The organism is Pseudomonas sp. FBCC-B545 (assembly GCF_059134095.1).
The window spans coordinates 4,409,308-4,427,087 of sequence record NZ_CP101441.1 but is presented as its reverse complement, the minus strand read 5'-3'; the positions used below and the strand labels follow the sequence as shown (position 1 = coordinate 4,427,087).

Sequence of the window (17,780 nt, the reverse complement as noted above, 5' to 3'; positions counted from 1 at the left end):
CACGATGAATGCACTACGCCCTCTCATACGCCTGGCTCCGATCACCGCAGCCCTGACTCAGCGCAACCCGAAAATACTCCTGGGTGGTAAACACCAGCCAACGCTGCTGCGTTACCTGGACGGCTGGCCACGTCGTAGCGGCCGGCCTTCGGCATTCCTGATTCAGTTTGTCGAAGACGGCGATTCCTTGGCTCGTTTTGCCAATAACAGCTTCGATCTGGCGGTCATCCAGGCGCCCAACGCCGGCGAAGCCGACGAGGTGATCCGTCAGTTGACGCGCATTGCCCGGCAAGGGCTGATCGCTCGTCGCTGAGCGCTCAGCAGGCGGCCGTCATCGCGGCTGTTTGCCGTCGCCGTTGGTATAGAAAAAGCACCCAGGCAGTCAGGCACAACAAGAGTGGCATCGGGGCGACCATCAGCCATTTCAATGTGTGTTCGAATCGATGCAGCGACGCATAGGCCTGGACCTTCAGCGTATGCAACTCAATGGGCAGGCGCAGGCGTTCCTTGTTGAGAGCCTGCAACTGGGTATTGGTGTCCACCGCCTGGGTGCCAAGACTTGTTGCTGGTGGATTCAGCCGTTGCCAGGCGTGTTCGGTGTGCTCAAGTCGTCGCTCCAACTCACCTGCGCTTTGCCGATAAGCCTGTGCGGCGGCTTCGCGCATAGGCTCCAGCCTGTGCAGGGGTTGCGTCATGACGCGGGCTCGAATGCGCCGGAGCGCTTCGGGAGCCGCCAGGTTATCCAATGTGTTCAATACAAACAGCGCGTTGTTGTTGGGGTGGGCATTGCTGACAGTGTTCGACAGCAAGTCGGTGTCGGCTACGACCACTACCTGGATGTGTTCCGACTTTTGCAAGCCGGGCGGCTGCCCCTTGAGGCCGTCAGGAAATGCCGAATAGGCGGGCCCTTCAAGGCGAGCGGCGATCACATGGCGCTGCCCCGACGTGGAGGCTTCCTCAACGAGGGCGTCGAACGCCGTCGACGATGCAAACCGCGCCGCGTCCAATAATGAGGACTGTGGTGAACTTTGTAGCAGCGGGGTGAAGACGGTATTGCTCTTTGCGGCACGGGAGAGTGCGCCGCTGCTCGACACGGTCACGGAGTTCAATTTCCAGGTGCTGACATCGTCTGCGGCCATTGCCTGACGTGGAAGTTGGAGCCTCGCCGGGTGCAATACCGTGGGCATCCCAGGGCCAGGCTTGGCCGACGAAGCATACAGCTTGTCCACCAGCAGCTTGTCTGCGGGCATCTGTATGCCCCAAGCGGTGAGCAGTGCATTCAACCGGACATTTGCCGAGCCGGCGTTGGCCCCGATCTCGCTCACAGGGTCGATAAAAACCATCAGTTTGGTGCCCCTCAATACAGATTGTTCAATCGCATACAGGGCCTTCTCCGGTAAGGCATACGGCTGTACCACCATCAATGTGCCTAGCGACGCCGGCACTTGAGTGAGGGTCGGTGCCAGCTCTACCAGATTGAAGTGCGTGCGCATTTGCTCCAATAAGTTTGCGGCAGGTGCAGCCAAGGGCAACCCCGACAACAGGCCGACAGTGGGACGTTCGGGGTACATTAACTTATAGATCAGATGGCTGATTTCATACTCGAGCAACGACTCAGTGTCGGGGTTGAACGTTTCAATGCGTTGTGCGCCTTGGCCGGCACGTGTGCCGATGAGGCCAATGAACCCGCGGGTGTCGTCGAGGCCAAACAAGCTGGCTTTATAGGCATCTTCAGAAAACGGGGCGGGGTTAATGATGTGCAGGCTGATCTTGTTATTGGCCGCTTTTTCGAACGCCTTGAGCAGGTCTTCCACACGCTGGCTATAACGTTTCAATGCATGGCTTTTTTGAGGGACCTTCGAATTGAAATAATATAAGTCCACCGGGCTTTCAAGTGTTGTGAGCAGTTGCCTTGTCGCTGGCGATAAAGTATGGATTTTTTGTTGTGAGAAGTCCCAGCGAATATCCGGTAACTTGGGTAGCCAGACCAAATTGAAGGCCAGGAAAAGCAACAATGTGATGATCAATGTCATGCCGGCACGCAGAGCGGAACGCATCAGTGGCTTTCCTTCTCAGCTGTGTTTGTAATTGAGTGTGATGGTTGTCGCAGAAAGAAAAGCAAGGATCATGCTTATAAAATACAGGCTGTCATGCAGTGTCAGCTTACCGCTGTCCATTGTGCTGAAGCGGAAAATAGGATCAAGGGATATCAAACTGTCGACGACCCAAAGCGGTGCCTGATGTTCAAGTGCGTCCAGTATTGAGGAAAGTCCACTGACGGTCAGCAGCATGCCCAGCGTCAGTAGGAGAATGGCAAGGCGTTGGTGTGCAAGTGCACACACGAAGCAGCCAACGGAAAGATAACTGCCTGCCAATAACCAACTGGCCAGAAATTGTGACGTTATCGCTATGTTATCGGCCATGCCCAAGTAGTTGACGGCGATCACCAATGGGAAATTCAGTAGCAAGGCAATGCCGCATACGACCCAGGCAGCCATGAACTTACCGATCACCCGTTCCACCGTGGTGACGGGTAAAGTGTTCATGGTGTTGGCAAAACTGGTGTCGCGTTCATCTGCCCACAGTTGTGTCGACAAAATGGGTATCAATAGTAGATAGAGCCACGGGTGCAACTCGAAGAAAGCCTGCAAGTCGCTACTGTTACGCTCCATCCAATGGTTGGCATGCAGCCCCAGTGCGGCACACAGCACCAGGAAAACCGCCACACTCAGGTAGGTACTGGGTGAAGAGGCATAGCTGGCGAGTTGGCGTTTGAATACGATGGGCAGCTGTCTCAAGATGAAGCCTCCTGGCTCAGATGATGAACGACATCGTCTAGTCGACCTGGCTCCAGATTCAGTGACGTTATGTTCCAGCCGCGGTGAGCGATGAGCGCGTTGATCGAGGGGAAAATAGAGTGTCCAGGCATGGCCAGGACGGTCACCGTACCCGGTGTATCCCGATCCTCTTCTATTCCCGCAACGCCAGGTATTACCGCCATGGCCAGCAGGTCGAGCGGCGAATCTGCGGCCAGGGTTACGGCCCGGAAATGCCGGGAGCTACGTTGCAATTCCGATAGCGATGCGTCAGCCATCAGCCTGCCATTGGCGATGACCAATGCTCGGGTGCAGATGTCTGCAAGCTCGCCATAATGGCGAGAGGCAATGATGACCGTCATGTCTTCGGTCAGCGACTGGATCAGCCCCCTGAACTTGAGTCGTTGAGCTGGACATAGTCCCTCCGTGGGCTCGTCGAGCAGAAGCACGCTGGGGGAGTGCAGGATGGCCTGGGCAATCGCAACTCTGCGCTTGACGCCAAGAGACAGTAGGTCGACGGGACAATTGAGCACCGGCAGCAGCTCCAGCCGCGCGGCTGCCATACCCACCTGGCTGCGTTTTTCCGCCCCCCTGAAGCCTCGAATGGCAGCAATGAAATTGAGCAGGTTCTTGACGGTCATCTGAGGGTGGCTCAGGCCACCCTGAGGTTGGTAGCCGATCGCCTTTCTTGCTTGAAGTGAGTGGGTCTGGGTATTGAAACCTTGGATATTTATTTGCCCGGAGGTCGGTTTGATCGCACCGGCGATCAAACTCAAGAGTGTTGTCTTGCCCGCGCCGCTCTCGCCAAATACGCCCACACATTCCTGAACCTGGGCGCTGAATGAGAAGTTGCTGATTATTTGTTTTCTGCCCAGGTATCTTGTCAGGTTGCTTATCTCGATCATCTGTTTACCGAATAAGTTTGGCAGGGCGTATGAGGGGGCGCCGGCGGTGTGTAAGTGAGCTTTAAAAAGGGTACGTTCAATGGCTGTGCTTGGGAACGCGATAGAGTATTAATAAGAAGAATCCTACGTTCGGCCCGTTCATGCACTGAAACAATTGTTTTCGTGATGAAGACTTATTAATGCTCGGATGTTTATCTGATGTTTATATAAAGTTTTCTTTTTTGTAATGAGGCCTGATGACCATGATGCTTCTACGTACCCTTGTTCTTGAACGTAATGATGAAGACAAGCCTGTTAACGGCGCGCTGCTGTGTGCGTTTGCTGTCGCCCAAACAGAATCAAACTTTCTTGTGTATAGCCTGGATGAAGAGGCCGAGCCTGGCCACTCCAGGGTCTATATTGCGGAGTTGCGTAAAAAGCTTGAACGCTATTTTCTGGGGGGGGTTGATTCGAAAGAAGACCTGCAGGCAGCGATGCAGGTCTTCAAACAGATCCTGATGCTGGCAGCTGCGACAGGCTCGAAGACCAGCCCGATTGCAGACGCCAAGGTTCCCTTTCATTTCATCGATCTGAAAGGCTGTCGGTTGCCGCCTGCCAGGCCAGAAGATCATCACTCGGTGATCATCAAGAAGGCACTGGTGATGAAGGTGATCACTTTGGGTATGTCGGCCCCGGCGTTGCCTGCGATCGAAAGCAATACGGTGATCGTGCCGTCGATTCGCTTTTCATCGCAAATGGTTGCCCCCCCTCGGAACCCGCGCTCACCGAAGGCCGCGTCGCAGTCTGTGGATGAAGAACCCATTGAAGCGTCGGCCCAAGAGGAATTGGCCCGGGCGGAATTGGCCCAGGAGGAGTTCGCTCTAGAAGAGCCGGCCCAGTCATTGGTGGCCATACCGGAGGTACAGGAAGAGATCAGCATATCGCCTGTCCCATTTGAACAAAACGACACTTCGTTCGAGGCGTACGAACCCGAGCCACCCCAACCGCCTGCTCAACTGGAACACACCTCTTTGCTCGAGATGGACAGCGCGTTGAGCAATCTGGCCAAGGTCGCTCAGGAGCTGACGCAAAAAAAATGTGCAGTCCTCGAGAAGGAAGCGATGCTCGAACAGTGGCAGGCACGTCTTCAGCAGCAGCAAAGCCAATTGGACGAAAAGAGCCGTGAGTTGGAGCTGCGCCATACACAGCTGCAGGACCAAGGGCTTGAGGTCAGCAAGAAGGCCGAAAAACTGGCGATGATGATGTTGCAGCTTTCGGGCATGCGCCAGCGGATGCAGGGTACGCTGCTTGAACTGGACCAGGTCCTGGAGGGGCAGGGGTGAACCAATGAGCCCGTCGGCCTGGATACTTTCCAGGGTTCATTTATCATCACGCCCAGCCAGCCGGCGCCAGGTCATGAGGTCCTGGCGTGTCGGCACCAGTGGACACTGTTTGGGGATGCAAGCGTTTGAGTACCAAGCTGATTACCAAAGAAGGTCATGAAGCGCTTAAAAAAGAGTTGGATTACCTATGGCGTGAAAAGCGTCCGGACACCACTCGCAAAGTGACGTGGGCGGCTTCCCTGGGAGATCGCAGCGAAAACGCGGATTACCAGTACAACAAGAAACTGCTGCGTGAGATCGATCGACGGGTGCGCTACCTGCGTAAACGCCTGGAAGATATGCGCGTAGTGGAGTACATGCCCGAGCAGGAGGGAAAGGTGTTTTTCGGCGCCTGGGTCGAAATCGAAAACGACCAGGGTGAGACCAAGCGCTTTCGCATCGTCGGTTATGACGAAATTTACGAGCGGATGGATTACATCTCCATTGATTCACCCATGGCGCGGGCCCTGTTGCGCAAGGAAGTCGACGACGAGGCAATCGTACAGACACCCGGCGGCGAGGTGTGTTGGTGGATCACCAAGATTGAGTACGTGAAACCAGCATGAAGGCCCGCGCTCCGGGCAGAGTACGAGCCCTCATGCCTCAACCTTCGCGCAATACCGTCAGCGGGCTGGCATTCAGGGCCCTGCGTGTCCCGAATACCCCGGCAGCGCCAATCAGCGCCGCCCCGATCACGGGGAGCAGTAACAACCACGGGTGGGGATGCCAGGCCAGGTCAAAGGCGTAGCGGTACAGCACCCAGGTCACCAGTTCCGTCCCCAGTGCTGCCAGCAGGCCGCTGACGGCGCCCAGCAGGCCGAATTCAATACGCCGGGCCTTGACCAGCAACTTACGCTCGGCACCCAGTGCTCGTAGCAGTGCGCCTTGGCGGATGCGTTCGTCCAGGGTGGCCTGCAGGCCGGAGAACAACACCGCCATGCCTGCCGCCAGCACAAACAGCAGCACGTATTCCACTGCCAGGGTCACTTGGGCCAGGATACTGCGTAACTGCTCCAGCAGGGCCTCTACCTGCAGGATGGTCACGGCCGGGAAAGCCCGTGACAGATCGACGATCTGTTGGTCATGGCCGGGCGCCAAGTAGAAGCTGGTCAGGTAGGTCGCGGGTAAATCCTTCAAGGTGCCCGGTTGGAAGATCATGAAGAAGTTAGGCTGGAAGTTATCCCAGTTGATGGTTCTCAGGCTGGTGACCCGTGCCTCGCGATTTTCCCCGCCGATGGTGAACAACAGATGGTCGTTGAGCTTGAGTTTCAGGCTCTCGGCTACCTTGGCTTCCACCGACACGCCTGGAATCTCATCGCTCGGTTGCGCCGACCACCAGGCGCCTGCCGTCAGGGCATTGCCCGGCGGTAAGTCGGCAGCCCAGGTCAGGCTCAGGTCGCGCTGGATGGCACGGTCGCCGCTGGAGTCCTTGCTGACGATCTCCTGCACAGGTTCGCCGTTGATGCTGATCAAGCGCCCTGGTACCACCGGATACAGTGGCGCCGCTTGCGCCTGTACGTCCAGCAGGCGGGCACCAAAGGCCTCCTTGTCGGCGGGCAGGATATTCAGTGCGAAGTAGTTGGGCGCATCCTTGGGCAGCTGGTTTTGCCAGGTGTCGAGCAGCTCGCCGCGCAACAGTGCGATCAACCCCATGGACAACAGGATCAGGCCAAACGCCAGGGACTGGCCTGCCGCCGCCAGCGGGTGACGCAGCAATTGGCCCAGGCCCAGGCGCCAAGGCAAGGAGGCGCGGGCCAACAACCGTCGCAGGCTTTTGAGCAGCAACAGCAGCAAGCCGCCCAGGATCAATGCAGCCACTACGCCGCCGCCCAGCAGGGCGAAGGTCAATACCAGGTCCAGGCTCAGGCGCCACATGATCAGGCCCAGCGCGAACAGTGCCGCGCCGTAAACCATCCAGGTGCTCGACGGGATCGGCAGCAGATCGCGACGCAATACCCGCAGCGGCGGTACGCGACCCAGTGCGGCCAAGGGGGGGAGGGCGAAGCCGGCGAGGGCGACCAGCCCGGTGCCGATCCCGGCGACGGCTGGCAGCAACCCACCTGGTGGCACGTCGGCTGGCAGCAGGTCATGGAGGAAATAGAACAGGCCGAATTGCGCCAGCCAGCCAAGCAGGGCGCCGACCAGGCTCGCCAGCAGGCCCAGTACGCTCAGCTGCAGGCTGAACAGCACCATGGCTTCACGTCGCGATAACCCCAGGCAGCGCAACAACGCACTGGCATCGAAACGTCGACTGGCGAAACGGTTGGCCGACAGCGCCACGGCCACACCGGCCAGCAGCACCGCCACCAGGCTGGCCATGTTCAGGTAGCGCTCGGCCTTGCCCAAGGCGCCGCCGATCTGCTGGTTGCCGTCACGGGAGTCCTGCAGGCGCTGGTTGGCAGCGAGGCCCGGCTTGACCAGGTCGCGATAGGTTTGCAGTGCGGCGCTGCCTTGTGGGGCGCGCCACAGTTCGCGGTAGCTCACGCGGCTGCCCGGCTGGACCACGCCGGTGGCGTCCAGGTCTGCCAGGTTGATCATCACCCTGGGCGTGAGGCTGTAGAAGTTGCCGGCACGGTCGGGTTCATAGGTCAGGATGCGTGCCAGGCGCAGGGTCTTCATGCCGACATCGATGCTGTCGCCGACCTTGAGGTCCAGCGCCGTCAACAGCCTTGCCTCCACCCAGGCTTCGCCAGGCTTGGGGCCGCCGCCAGGGCTTTCAGTGCCAAAGGGCTCGGCGCTGCTTTTCAGCTCCCCGCGCAATGGGTACTGCTCGTTGACCGCCTTGATGCTGGAGAGCTGGATGCCGTTGTCCGTGGCGATAACACTGGAGAACTCGACGATGCGGGCGTGATCCAGGCCCAATTCGGTCCCGGACCTGATTTGCTCGGGGCGGGCCGGCGAGCTGCCTTCGAGTACCAGGTCGGCGCCGAGAAACTCGGTGGCGCGCAGCAGCATGGCGCCGTTGAGACGAGCGCCGAAATAGCCGATGGCGGTGCTGGCAGCCACGGCCACCAGCAGGGCAAAGAACAACACGCGCAGTTCGCCTGCGCGGGCATCGCGCAGTAATTGGCGCATGGCAAGGCTGAACAGGCGCAACAGCGGCAAGCGTGCCATCAAGGCTCCAGGGGCGCGACCATCTGGCCGGCTTCAAGACGGATCAGGCGTCGGCAACGGTGGGCCAGGCGCTCGTCATGGGTGACGAGTACCAGGGTCGTGCCGCTCTCTTTATTGAGTTCGAACAGCAGGTCGCTGATGCGCTCGCCGGTATGGCTGTCGAGGTTGCCGGTGGGTTCGTCGGCAAACAGCACGTCCGGTTCGGCGGCAAACGCGCGGGCAATGGCGACCCGTTGCTGCTCGCCACCGGACAGTTGGCGTGGCGAGTGGGTCAGACGCTGGCCAAGGCCCACGCGCTCCAGCAGATGCCTGGCACGCTCGCGGGCGTCCTTGCGCCCGTCGAGTTCCAGCGGCAGCATCACGTTTTCCAGCGCGTTGAGGCTGTCGAGCAATTGGAAGGATTGGAATACGAACCCCACATGCTCGGCACGGATGCGCGCACGCTGGTCTTCGTCGAGGGTGCTCAGGGCTTGCCCGGCCAGGGTGACTTCGCCGCTGCTGGGCAGGTCGAGGCCGGCCAGCAGGCCCAGCAGGGTGGATTTACCGGAACCGGAGCTGCCGACGATAGCCAGGCTATCGCCCTTGTTCAGTTCCAGGCTCAGTTCGTGCAGGATAGTCAGTTCACCTTCCGCGCTGGGAACCACTTTGCTAAGGTTCCGCGCGGTGAGAATGCTTGCGCCCATGGAGAATCCGATGCGAATGTGGTTTTTGAGTGCTGGCCTGGCCTTGATGTGCATGGCCCAGAACGCAGCGGCGGGTACAGTCCTGATCGTTGGCGATAGTATCAGTGCCGGTTTCGGCCTGGATACCCGCAAAGGGTGGGTCGCACTGCTGGAGCAACGCCTCAAGAAGGAGGGTTTCGACGATAAGGTCGTCAATGCGTCCATCAGCGGCGACACCAGTGCAGGAGGCCTGGCGCGGCTGCCCGCGGCGCTTGCAGAGCATAAGCCCGACGTGGTGGTTATCGAGCTTGGGGGGAATGACGGCTTGCGTGGGCAACCGCCAGCGCAATTGAAACAAAATCTTGCGTCGATGATTGATCAGTCCAAGGCCGGCGGCGCCAAGGTGCTGCTGTTGGGCATGCAGTTACCACCCAATTACGGGCCGCGATACACCACCGCATTTGCCGAAGTCTATGGTGCGCTGGCCAAGGAAAAAAACATTCCACTGGTACCGTTTTTCCTCGAAGGCGTGGGTGGCCATCCGGAACTGATGCAGGCGGATCAACTGCACCCGGCAGTCGCCGCCCAGGACAAGCTACTGGAAAATGTCTGGCCGACGCTAAAACCGCTGCTATGACGCTTTTCTACCGGCAGGCTTTCGGCTAAGGTGGCGCCCCCCTGATCTGGAGCCCTCGATGTCGCGCCCTGCCTGGTCCCTGTTTAACTACCAACTGATCGAGCCGGACGAGCAGCTGGATTTGTTCGCCTGTCAGGAAGTGCGGGTGCATCTGGTGGCGCGTCAATTGGAGTTGGGCGGTTCGATCGATCGCACGCTGTGCGGCACTTTATTGCCGGCGCAACCACGCTGGTCCTCGGTGAATCGCTCGATTTTCCAGGACCAACGCCTGTGCCCCTTGTGCCGGGCGATCCTCGAATCGCAAAAGCGTGGTACGCCGCCGATCTGGCCGGAGCTGCGTTTCGAGCTATAAAAACAGCTTGAAGCTTGCTGCCGCGAAGCCGTATACAATCATTTTTTACCTACCCGTCGTCTTGCGAAGGATTTTCCGGATGTTGTCGCGCCTTTCCGTCGTCACCTGCTGCCTGTCTCTCGCTGCGCTCTGTGCGGCCGGTTCGGCGGCAGCCTTGCAGTTGCCTTTGCCGCCTCCAGGCGAGGACATTGTCGGCCAGGTCCAGGTGATCAAGGCCAAGTACGAAGACACCTTCGCCGACCTGGGCACCACCTATGACCTGGGCTATTCGGAAATGGTCGCGGCCAACCCGGGCGTCGATGCCTGGTTGCCGGGCGCGGGGACCGAGATTGTGCTGCCGACACGCTTTATCCTGCCGCCCGGGCCACGGGAAGGCATCGTGATCAACCTGGCGGAATACCGACTCTACTACTACCCAAAGGGCCAGGACGTCGTTTACACCTTCCCGCTGGGCATTGGCCGGGAAGGCTGGGGCTCGCCGATCGCCCATACCAGTATCATCGCCAAGACGCCAAACCCGACCTGGACGCCACCGGCCTCGATCAAGGCCGAGCACGCGGCCAATGGTGACCCGTTGCCCAACGTGGTGCCTGCCGGCCCGGATAACCCGCTGGGGCCGTTCAAGTTCACCCTCGGCACGCCGGGTTATCTGATCCACGGCTCCAACATGAAGTTTGGCATCGGCACGCGCACCAGTCACGGTTGCTTCCGCATGTTCAATAACAATGTATTGGAGATGGCCGGCATGGTGCCGGTGGGCACGTCGGTGCGCATCATCAACGATGCCTACAAGTTCGGCAGCAGTGGCGGCAAGGTCTACCTTGAGGCCCATACACCGTTGAACGATGACGGCACCCCTTCCGTGGTCGACAAGCACACGGCAGTCATCAACGCCTTGCTCAAGCGTGAGGACCTGGCCAATAACCTGCGGGTGAACTGGGACCAGGTGCGTGACGTGGTTGCGGCGGAGGATGGTTTGCCGACCGAGATTGGCGTGCCGGGCGCAGCATCGGTAGCCGCCAGCGCTCCGGTTGACCTTCAACAATAAGCCTGAGCGAACATCCCACATTTCGAGGCAATAAAAAAGCCGATCCAAACATGGATCGGCTTGATAACAATCCCGAAGGATTATTACTTGCGGCTTGCTTTTTCAAGCATGCGCAGGGCGCGCTCGTTAGCTTCGTCAGCAGTCTGTTGTGCTTTTTGGGCAGCAGCCAGAGCTTCATCAGCTTTACGGTAGGCTTCGTCTGCACGAGCCTGGGAGCGAGCTGCTGCGTCTTCCGTTGCAGTCAGACGAGCTTCGGTTTCTTTGGAGACGCTGCTGCAACCGGTAGCCAGAACTGCGGCCAGAGCCAGAGCAGAGAATTTCAGAACGTTGTTCATCGTGTTCCCCTTCAAGGACTTTCAATTAGATGGCTACTGTCTCAGGGTGAGATAATAGCCGGCGTACATACTACCCATTACTTGTAGTAAGTAAACTGACGTAGCGCAAGAAGCAAAAAAAATTCCTGCGCTGAATCTATTTTGGCCAATCTTTTGGAGGTCTGTATAAAAACTGTCCAATTTTTTCCTTCTCGACAGGCACTGAATCCAGGCTGAAAGGGCCGGCCCGCATGTGTGAAGCCTTGTAAATAGATGAAATTTTATATAACGAAGCGGGCACTTCCGTTCTGTGTGGCTTTACTGCGGCTGGCATCTTTTACCCATCTAGAGGTGACTTTAAGAGCGGCAGTTCGTCTCAAGGTTCAACTGCCGGCAATGTTCAGGCTATCGATCACCGGTTGATCGATGCCCTTTCTATAACCACCCAGGGCAGGGAATGATGAGTGCGCCTTGAGCAATTGCGGGTTTGGTGCCTACTATTCCCTACGTGCTGGTTGTGAGCGCTCACGGTTTTCTCGTTGTCGAAACCGGCACGGGGTGGCGTAGATGTTCCTTCGCCGGAAAAACATCGGTAAGGTAGGGGTCGCAATCTTAGACCCGCGAGGAGTAGTGATGAGCGAGGCGTTGTCCATCCACCATGACCAGGCTGGTCATCAGTTCGAGACCAATGTGGACGGTCATCGTGCCTATCTGACCTATATGGACCTCGGGAAGCAGACCCTGGATATCTATCGCACCTTCGTGCCCAACGCGCTGCGAGGGCGAGGCATTGCGGCCGCGTTGACCGAGGAAGCCCTGAGGTTTGCCGAAGAGGCCGGCTACACGGTGATCCCGTCGTGCTCCTATGTCGAACGCTATATGGAGCGTCACCAGCGCCATGCCGCGAAGCTGTAGCTGATCCGTTGCCAAAAAAACGCCGGGCTTAGCCCGGCGTTTTTGTGTATGCCTGATTCAGGAAAAGTGCGTGGTTCAGCTGCGTTTGCGCTTGGGCAGTACGTCCTTGAGTTTGGCGTGCATGCTGCGCAGGGTGGTTTCTGTTGCAGCCCAGTCGATGCAGGCATCGGTGATCGACACGCCGTATTGCAAGTCGGCCAGATCCTTTGGAATTGCCTGGCAACCCCAGTTCAAATGGCTCTCGACCATCAAGCCGATGATCGACTGGTTGCCTTCGAGGATCTGGTTGGCGACGTTTTCCATCACCAGCGGCTGCAACGCCGGATCTTTGTTGGAGTTGGCGTGGCTGCAGTCGACCATGATGTTCGGCTTGATCCTGGCCTTGTTCAACGCCTGCTCGCACAGGGCGACGCTGACCGAATCATAGTTGGGCTTGCCATTGCCGCCACGTAACACCACATGACCATAGGCATTACCTTTGGTGGTGACGATGGAGACGCCACCTTCCTGGTTGATACCCAGGAAGCGGTGAGGGCTGGAGACCGATTGCAGGGCATTGATCGCCACGGTCAGGCCGCCATCGGTGCCGTTCTTGAAGCCTACGGCCGAGGACAGCCCGGACGCCATTTCGCGGTGGGTCTGGGATTCGGTGGTGCGTGCGCCGATGGCCGACCAGCTGATCAGGTCCTGCAGGTACTGCGGGGAGATCGGGTCGAGGGCTTCGGTGGCAGTGGGCAGGCCCATTTCGGCCAGGTCCAGCAGCAATTTACGACCGATATGCAAACCGTCCTGGATCTTGAACGAGTCGTCCAGGTAGGGGTCGTTGATCAAGCCTTTCCAGCCGACGGTGGTACGCGGCTTTTCGAAGTAAACGCGCATCACCAGGTATAGGGTGTCGGACACTTCCGCCGCCAGCACCTTGAGGCGCTCGGCGTATTCGTGGGCGGCCTTGAGGTCGTGGATCGAGCAGGGCCCGATCACGACGAAAAGGCGGTGGTCGGTGCCGTCGAGAATGTCACGGATGACCTCGCGGCCCTTGGTCACGGTCTGCAGGGCAGCGTCGCTCAGGGGGATTTCGCGCTTGAGCTGATCAGGTGTGATCAGGGTCTCATTGGATTCGACGTTAAGGTCATTGATCGGTAAATCAGCCATCGTGTTACTCGCCAGGGTCACGGGTGCCGGCCGCCAGCCATCCCCGTGCGGCGGGCACAGCATGATTTGAATGCAGGGGGGAGGAACCTTAGCGCGTTACACGGGCCCGCGACAATGGGCAAAACCCGGTTTAATCCAGTGCTGGCTGCATAACCGTCTCATGGGAGAACTCGCTGGCGTGGCGCGACACCCAATCGCGGGCCATGGCTTCAAGTTGCTGTGGCGTGGGTTCGGCGTCTTCGTGCAGGCGGCAATGACGTTCGATCTGGCACACTTGCTCACCCATTCGCGCGCCGAACAAGGCGTGTTCATCGGCAAAGCAAATGCCGATGCGATAACCATCTTCGACTTTGCGGCACCAGGCCACGTAGCCTGGATAACGGGCGCTGGGCCCCAGGGAGGGGATATGCAGGTCAACTGCCGTGCCCGGGCGCCAGGCCCGCGGCCAATTGCAGGCGACGCCGCCGCGGCCGATAGTGTGCAGGCGTTGGCGGGGCAGGGCAGGAGAGGGACGTTGGATCAACTCGACAGCGACATCATCAGGGTGAGGTAAAAAACGACCCATGTACACGGACTCCGAGCGCCGTCCAATTGACGGCAGTGGCAGCAGTATAGTGAAGGAACTGGAATTGACCGACCTGGATATTGACCAGCAATTGCTGGGATTGCCAGGTATTTCGCTGTTAGTGTTCACCAGTGTTGGTTGTTCCAGTTGCCGCTGGGCACGCCAGCAGTTGCCGGGCTGGCGCCTGCCGGTGGACCGTGTGTGCTGGGTCGATGCCGGGCACAACGGCGGTGCGGTCGAACGCTACCAGATCTTTCATTTGCCGGCGTTGTTCCTGGTGTGCGAGGGTCAATTCCTTGGGCAATTACAGACACGTCTTACGGCATCCGACCTCGTCGAATGCGTAACCCAAGCGCTTACCCGCCTACCAGAGGATTTGCCATGACAGCAGTTGCATCCCCGTCGCCACGTATTGGCATCATCGGCACCGGTGCCATTGGTGGTTACTACGGATTGATGCTGGCGCGCGCCGGGTTCGATGTGCATTTCCTGTTGCGCAGCGAATATGCAGCGGTCAGTGAACATGGCCTGCACCTCAACAGCACGGTACACGGCCACCTGCATCTGCACCCGGTACAAGCCTATGCCCGCGCCGCCGACATGCCACCGTGCGACTGGTTGTTGGTCGGTACCAAATCCACCGGCAACGTTGACTTGGCCCCGACCATCGTCCAGGTCGCGGCACCGGATGCCAAGGTGGTGCTGCTGCAAAACGGCCTCGACGTGGAGGACAGCCTGCGTGAGCACCTGCCTTCGTCGCTGCACTTGCTGGGCGGCCTGTGCTACATCGGTGTACACCGCTCTGCACCCGGAGTGGTCGAGCATCAGGCGCTGGGCCGGGTCAACCTGGGTTATCACAGCGGTATGGCCGCCAATGATGAGGCGCAGCAAAAGGCAATTGTCGAAGCCGGTGCCGGGCTGTTCCACCACGCCGGGATCGAGTCGCAGGCCATGGCCAATGTGCATCAGGCGCGCTGGCATAAACTGGTGTGGAACGTGCCGTATAACGGCCTCTCGGTCTTGCTGGGCACGGGCACCACGGCCATGATGGCTGACGAGTCCAGCCGTGAATTGATCCAGGCGCTGATGGCCGAAGTGGTGCAGGGCGCCCGTGCCTGCGGCCATGAGATTCCCGCTAGCTACGCGGGGCAGATGTTCGCCATGACCGAGACCATGGACGATTATCTGCCCAGCATGTACCACGACTATATGCACAAGCGCCCGTTGGAGTTGGCGGCTATCTATGCTCGCCCCTTGGCCGCTGCCAGGGCGGCCGGTTGCGAACTGCCGCGTATGCAGGCGCTGTACCAGGCCTTGAGTTTTATGGATCGGCACAACCGCTGATTGGGGAGACACCATGGCAAAGGGATTGGGTGACAAGCTGGTGCTGGCGATTTCTTCGCGGGCGCTGTTCGACCTGAGCGACAGCCACAAGGTGTACCTGGCCGAAGGGGTGGAGGCTTATCGCAAGTACCAGATCGAGCACGAGGAAGAAACCCTTGAGCCGGGTGACGCCTTCCCCTTGGTCAAGAAACTGCTGAGCCTTAATGCCAGCCTGGGGCGTGCCCGGGTCGAGGTGGTGCTGGTGTCGCGCAACAGTGCCGATACCGGTCTGCGGGTGTTCAACTCGATCCAGCATTACGACCTGGATATTTCCCGCGCCGCCTTCGTAGGAGGGCGTAGTCCCTATCCGTACCTGGCCGCCTTTGGTTGTCATCTGTTTCTTTCGACCCATGCTGAAGATGTGCGCAGCGCCCTCGACGCCGGCTTCGCGGCGGCAACGATTCTGTCGGGCGGTGCACGTCGGGCATCGAGTGAAGAACTGCGCATCGCATTCGACGGCGATGCGGTGTTGTTTTCCGACGAGTCCGAACGCGTTTATCAGGCCGGTGGGTTGGTCGCTTTTCAGGCCAGTGAGCGCGAGTCGGCGCGCCAGCCTTTGCACGGTGGCCCGTTCAAGGGCTTCCTGGCAGCGCTTAACTTGTTGCAGCGTGAGTTTGCCGATGACGCTTGTCCGATCCGCACGGCGCTGGTCACCGCCCGTTCGGCACCGTCCCATGAACGGGTGATTCGTACGTTGCGCGAATGGGATATTCGCCTGGACGAGTCGCTGTTCCTCGGTGGCCTGGAAAAATCCGCGTTCCTGGAAGCCTTCGCCGCCGATGTATTTTTCGATGACCAGGCCGGACATTGTGAGAAAGCCAGGGAGGTGGTCGCCACCGGGCATGTGCCCCATGGCATCAGTAATGAGTTGAAAATCCAGACCGAGAGCTAGCTGCTAAGCTCATTCAATCGCCGCCATCCTGGCAGTCCAGGAGGTTCTATGATTCGTTCGATGCTGTACGCCACGGACCTGGGTCTGTATGCACCGTATGTAATGCAACATGCCCTGGCGCTGGCGCGGACGTTCAAGGCCGACCTCTACGTGATCCACGTGGTCGAGCCCATCGGGCTGTTCGCCGAATCGGTGCTACAGAGCTACCTTGATGAGAAGGCCCTGAGTGAATGGCAGAGCCAGGGGTTGAGCACGGTCATGGCGACGATTGAACAACGTGTGCTGGACAGCTTTCGCGAGGAGTTGGGGGAGGGCGAGCAGGACTTGCAATTGATTCGCTCGGTCAGGGTGATCCAGGGGGACCCCTGCGAGGTGATTCTCGACCAGATGCGAAAACTTTCCGTCGACTTGCTGATCGTAGGTAGTCACAGCCAGGCAACCAGGGTGACCGTGCCCCTTGGGCGCACCGCTGCACGGGTGTTGCAGCTGTCCCCGGTACCGGTCTATCTGGTGCCGTCGCTGCAACATCGGCGCAGCGAGGAGCGTTGATCGGTAGAGAAGGATAAAAAGTTCTAGATTTATCCGTCTAACCTTTAATATAGTTATATAGCGTCGCTGATACCCGTGGCGTCTATTTGCTTTGAGGGATTCATATGAAGCTTCAACAACTGCGCTACATCTGGGAAGTGGCGCACCACGACCTCAACGTTTCCGCTACCGCTCAAAGCCTCTACACCTCGCAACCCGGTATCAGCAAGCAGATCCGCCTGCTCGAAGACGAGCTGGGCGTCGAAGTGTTCGCACGCAGCGGCAAGCACCTGACCCGTGTCACCCCGGCTGGCGAGCGCATCATCACTACCGCCGGCGAAATCCTGCGTAAAGTCGAGAGCATCAAGCAGATTGCCCAGGAATTCTCCAACGAGAAGAAGGGCACCCTGTCGATCGCCACCACCCACACCCAGGCGCGCTATGCATTGCCGCCGGTAATCCGTGATTTCATCAAGCAATACCCTGATGTCGCCCTGCACATGCACCAGGGGTCGCCGATGCAGATCGCCGAGATGGCCGCCGACGGCACTGTCGATTTCGCCATCGCCACCGAAGCCCTGGAACTGTTCGGCGACCTGGTAATGATGCCGTGCTACCGCTGGAACCGCTGCGTGGTCGTGCCTCAAGGTCACCCTTTGGCGAAGCTGCCGAAGCTGACCCTGGAAGCCCTGGCTGAATACCCGATCGTGACCTATGTGTTCGGCTTTACCGGCCGTTCCAAGCTTGATGAAGCCTTCAGTCACCGTGGCCTTACGCCAAAGGTTGTGTTCACTGCCGCCGATGCCGACGTGATCAAGACCTATGTACGCCTGGGCCTGGGTGTGGGCATCGTCGCCAAGATGGCGGTCGACACCAACCTCGACAAAGACCTGGTGGTGCTGGATGCCAGCGAACTGTTCGAGTCCAGCGTGACCAAGATCGGTTTCCGCCGTGGCACCTTCCTGCGCGGATTCATGTGCGATTTCATCGAGAAATTCGCACCCCACCTGACCCGCGAAGTCATGGCCAAGGCGATCCAGTGCCACAACAAGCAAGAGTTGGAAGAGCTGTTTGACGGCGTCGAGCTGCCGGTTCACTGATCACGCTTGCCCCTGTAGGAGCGAGCTTGCTCGCGA

At 59.0% G+C, this 17,780-nt stretch carries 20 protein-coding genes; 12 read left to right on the top strand and 8 right to left on the bottom strand.

Translation table 11 applies throughout. From position 1 onward, the window contains the following. Nucleotides 1–4: 4 nt before the first annotated feature. A complete protein-coding gene (locus tag NMB39_RS20475) occupies nt 5–313 on the top strand; it encodes a hypothetical protein (protein ID WP_057022169.1) in 309 nt (102 codons plus the stop codon). A gap of 4 nt (nt 314–317) precedes the next feature. Here NMB39_RS20475 and NMB39_RS20470 read toward each other — a convergent pair whose 3' ends face one another. The 3 genes from NMB39_RS20470 to NMB39_RS20460 are packed head-to-tail and all read right to left on the bottom strand — an operon-like array spanning nt 318 to nt 3,721. Further along, nucleotides 318–2,057 carry a Gldg family protein gene (locus tag NMB39_RS20470; RefSeq protein WP_367236627.1) on the bottom strand — a complete coding sequence of 580 codons (1,740 nt, stop codon included), beginning with the start codon at nt 2,055–2,057 and terminating at the stop codon, nt 318–320. A gap of 15 nt (nt 2,058–2,072) precedes the next feature. Beyond that, nucleotides 2,073–2,798 (bottom strand): ABC-2 transporter permease, encoded by a 726-nt coding sequence (locus tag NMB39_RS20465; protein WP_057022171.1) that lies wholly within the window; start codon nt 2,796–2,798, stop codon nt 2,073–2,075. Then, a complete protein-coding gene (locus NMB39_RS20460; protein WP_057022172.1) occupies nt 2,795–3,721 on the bottom strand; it encodes an ABC transporter ATP-binding protein in 927 nt (308 codons plus the stop codon). Before NMB39_RS20460 ends, NMB39_RS20465 begins: the two co-directional genes overlap by 4 nt. 242 nt (nt 3,722–3,963) lie before the next feature. Here NMB39_RS20460 and NMB39_RS20455 point away from each other — a divergent pair, with 242 nt between their 5' ends. Both NMB39_RS20455 and greB read left to right on the top strand, forming a co-directional pair. Continuing rightward, on the top strand, nt 3,964–5,043 hold the full coding sequence (locus NMB39_RS20455; RefSeq protein ID WP_306958617.1) for a hypothetical protein: 1,080 nt from the start codon (nt 3,964–3,966) through the stop codon (nt 5,041–5,043). Nucleotides 5,044–5,168: 125 nt separating this feature from the next. Further along, nucleotides 5,169–5,648, top strand: coding sequence for a transcription elongation factor GreB (greB, locus tag NMB39_RS20450; RefSeq protein ID WP_043050793.1), 480 nt, complete (start codon nt 5,169–5,171; stop codon nt 5,646–5,648). Nucleotides 5,649–5,685: 37 nt separating this feature from the next. Here the strand turns inward: greB and NMB39_RS20445 are convergent, their stop codons facing one another. Together NMB39_RS20445 and NMB39_RS20440 are read right to left on the bottom strand one after the other, a co-directional pair. Beyond that, complete coding sequence (locus NMB39_RS20445) at nt 5,686–8,196, bottom strand: ABC transporter permease (RefSeq protein WP_367236626.1); 2,511 nt, start codon at nt 8,194–8,196, stop codon at nt 5,686–5,688. Beyond that, entirely contained in the window at nt 8,196–8,879 is a 684-nt protein-coding gene (locus NMB39_RS20440) for an ABC transporter ATP-binding protein (protein ID WP_057022174.1), read from the bottom strand. The genes NMB39_RS20445 and NMB39_RS20440 overlap by 1 nt, the downstream gene beginning before the upstream one ends. A gap of 10 nt (nt 8,880–8,889) precedes the next feature. On the opposite strand from NMB39_RS20440, the gene NMB39_RS20435 reads away from it, so the two are divergent. The 3 genes from NMB39_RS20435 to NMB39_RS20425 all read left to right on the top strand — a co-directional run bounded on the left by NMB39_RS20435 (nt 8,890) and on the right by NMB39_RS20425 (nt 10,895). Then, a complete protein-coding gene (locus NMB39_RS20435) occupies nt 8,890–9,495 on the top strand; it encodes an arylesterase (protein ID WP_046071581.1) in 606 nt (201 codons plus the stop codon). A 58-nt stretch (nt 9,496–9,553) separates the two neighbouring features. After that, complete coding sequence (locus NMB39_RS20430; RefSeq protein WP_003189866.1) at nt 9,554–9,847, top strand: hypothetical protein; 294 nt, start codon at nt 9,554–9,556, stop codon at nt 9,845–9,847. A 79-nt stretch (nt 9,848–9,926) separates the two neighbouring features. Beyond that, the gene (locus tag NMB39_RS20425; protein ID WP_057022175.1) at nt 9,927–10,895 is read left to right on the top strand and encodes a L,D-transpeptidase family protein; all 969 of its coding nucleotides are present in this window, start codon (nt 9,927–9,929) and stop codon (nt 10,893–10,895) included. A gap of 83 nt (nt 10,896–10,978) precedes the next feature. On the opposite strand, the gene oprI is transcribed toward NMB39_RS20425, so the two are convergent. After that, nucleotides 10,979–11,230 (bottom strand): outer membrane lipoprotei OprI, encoded by a 252-nt coding sequence (oprI, locus tag NMB39_RS20420; protein WP_003172710.1) that lies wholly within the window; start codon nt 11,228–11,230, stop codon nt 10,979–10,981. A 612-nt stretch (nt 11,231–11,842) separates the two neighbouring features. Between oprI and NMB39_RS20415 the strand changes: the two genes are divergently transcribed. After that, a complete protein-coding gene (locus NMB39_RS20415; protein ID WP_057022176.1) occupies nt 11,843–12,124 on the top strand; it encodes a GNAT family N-acetyltransferase in 282 nt (93 codons plus the stop codon). Nucleotides 12,125–12,199: 75 nt separating this feature from the next. Here the strand turns inward: NMB39_RS20415 and NMB39_RS20410 are convergent, their stop codons facing one another. Further along, nucleotides 12,200–13,276, bottom strand: coding sequence for a 3-deoxy-7-phosphoheptulonate synthase (locus NMB39_RS20410; protein WP_046071584.1), 1,077 nt, complete (start codon nt 13,274–13,276; stop codon nt 12,200–12,202). A gap of 130 nt (nt 13,277–13,406) precedes the next feature. Further along, a complete protein-coding gene (locus tag NMB39_RS20405; RefSeq protein ID WP_057022177.1) occupies nt 13,407–13,841 on the bottom strand; it encodes a PilZ domain-containing protein in 435 nt (144 codons plus the stop codon). Here NMB39_RS20405 and NMB39_RS20400 point away from each other — a divergent pair. The 5 genes from NMB39_RS20400 (at nt 13,840) to cysB (ending at nt 17,744) form a co-directional block, all read left to right on the top strand. Then, nucleotides 13,840–14,226, top strand: coding sequence for a YbbN family protein (locus NMB39_RS20400; RefSeq protein WP_057022178.1), 387 nt, complete (start codon nt 13,840–13,842; stop codon nt 14,224–14,226). The genes NMB39_RS20405 and NMB39_RS20400 overlap by 2 nt on opposite strands. Further along, nucleotides 14,223–15,185, top strand: a complete 963-nt coding sequence (locus NMB39_RS20395) for a putative 2-dehydropantoate 2-reductase (RefSeq protein WP_494340157.1) — start codon at nt 14,223–14,225, stop codon at nt 15,183–15,185. Before NMB39_RS20400 ends, NMB39_RS20395 begins: the two co-directional genes overlap by 4 nt. Before the next feature lie 13 nt (nt 15,186–15,198). Next, nucleotides 15,199–16,116 (top strand): 5'-nucleotidase, encoded by a 918-nt coding sequence (locus NMB39_RS20390; RefSeq protein WP_057022180.1) that lies wholly within the window; start codon nt 15,199–15,201, stop codon nt 16,114–16,116. 48 nt (nt 16,117–16,164) lie between these two features. Next, nucleotides 16,165–16,665 carry a universal stress protein gene (locus NMB39_RS20385; RefSeq protein ID WP_464006720.1) on the top strand — a complete coding sequence of 167 codons (501 nt, stop codon included), beginning with the start codon at nt 16,165–16,167 and terminating at the stop codon, nt 16,663–16,665. Nucleotides 16,666–16,769: 104 nt separating this feature from the next. Then, the gene (gene cysB, locus NMB39_RS20380; protein ID WP_003189876.1) at nt 16,770–17,744 is read left to right on the top strand and encodes an HTH-type transcriptional regulator CysB; all 975 of its coding nucleotides are present in this window, start codon (nt 16,770–16,772) and stop codon (nt 17,742–17,744) included. Nucleotides 17,745–17,780 lie beyond the last annotated feature (36 nt).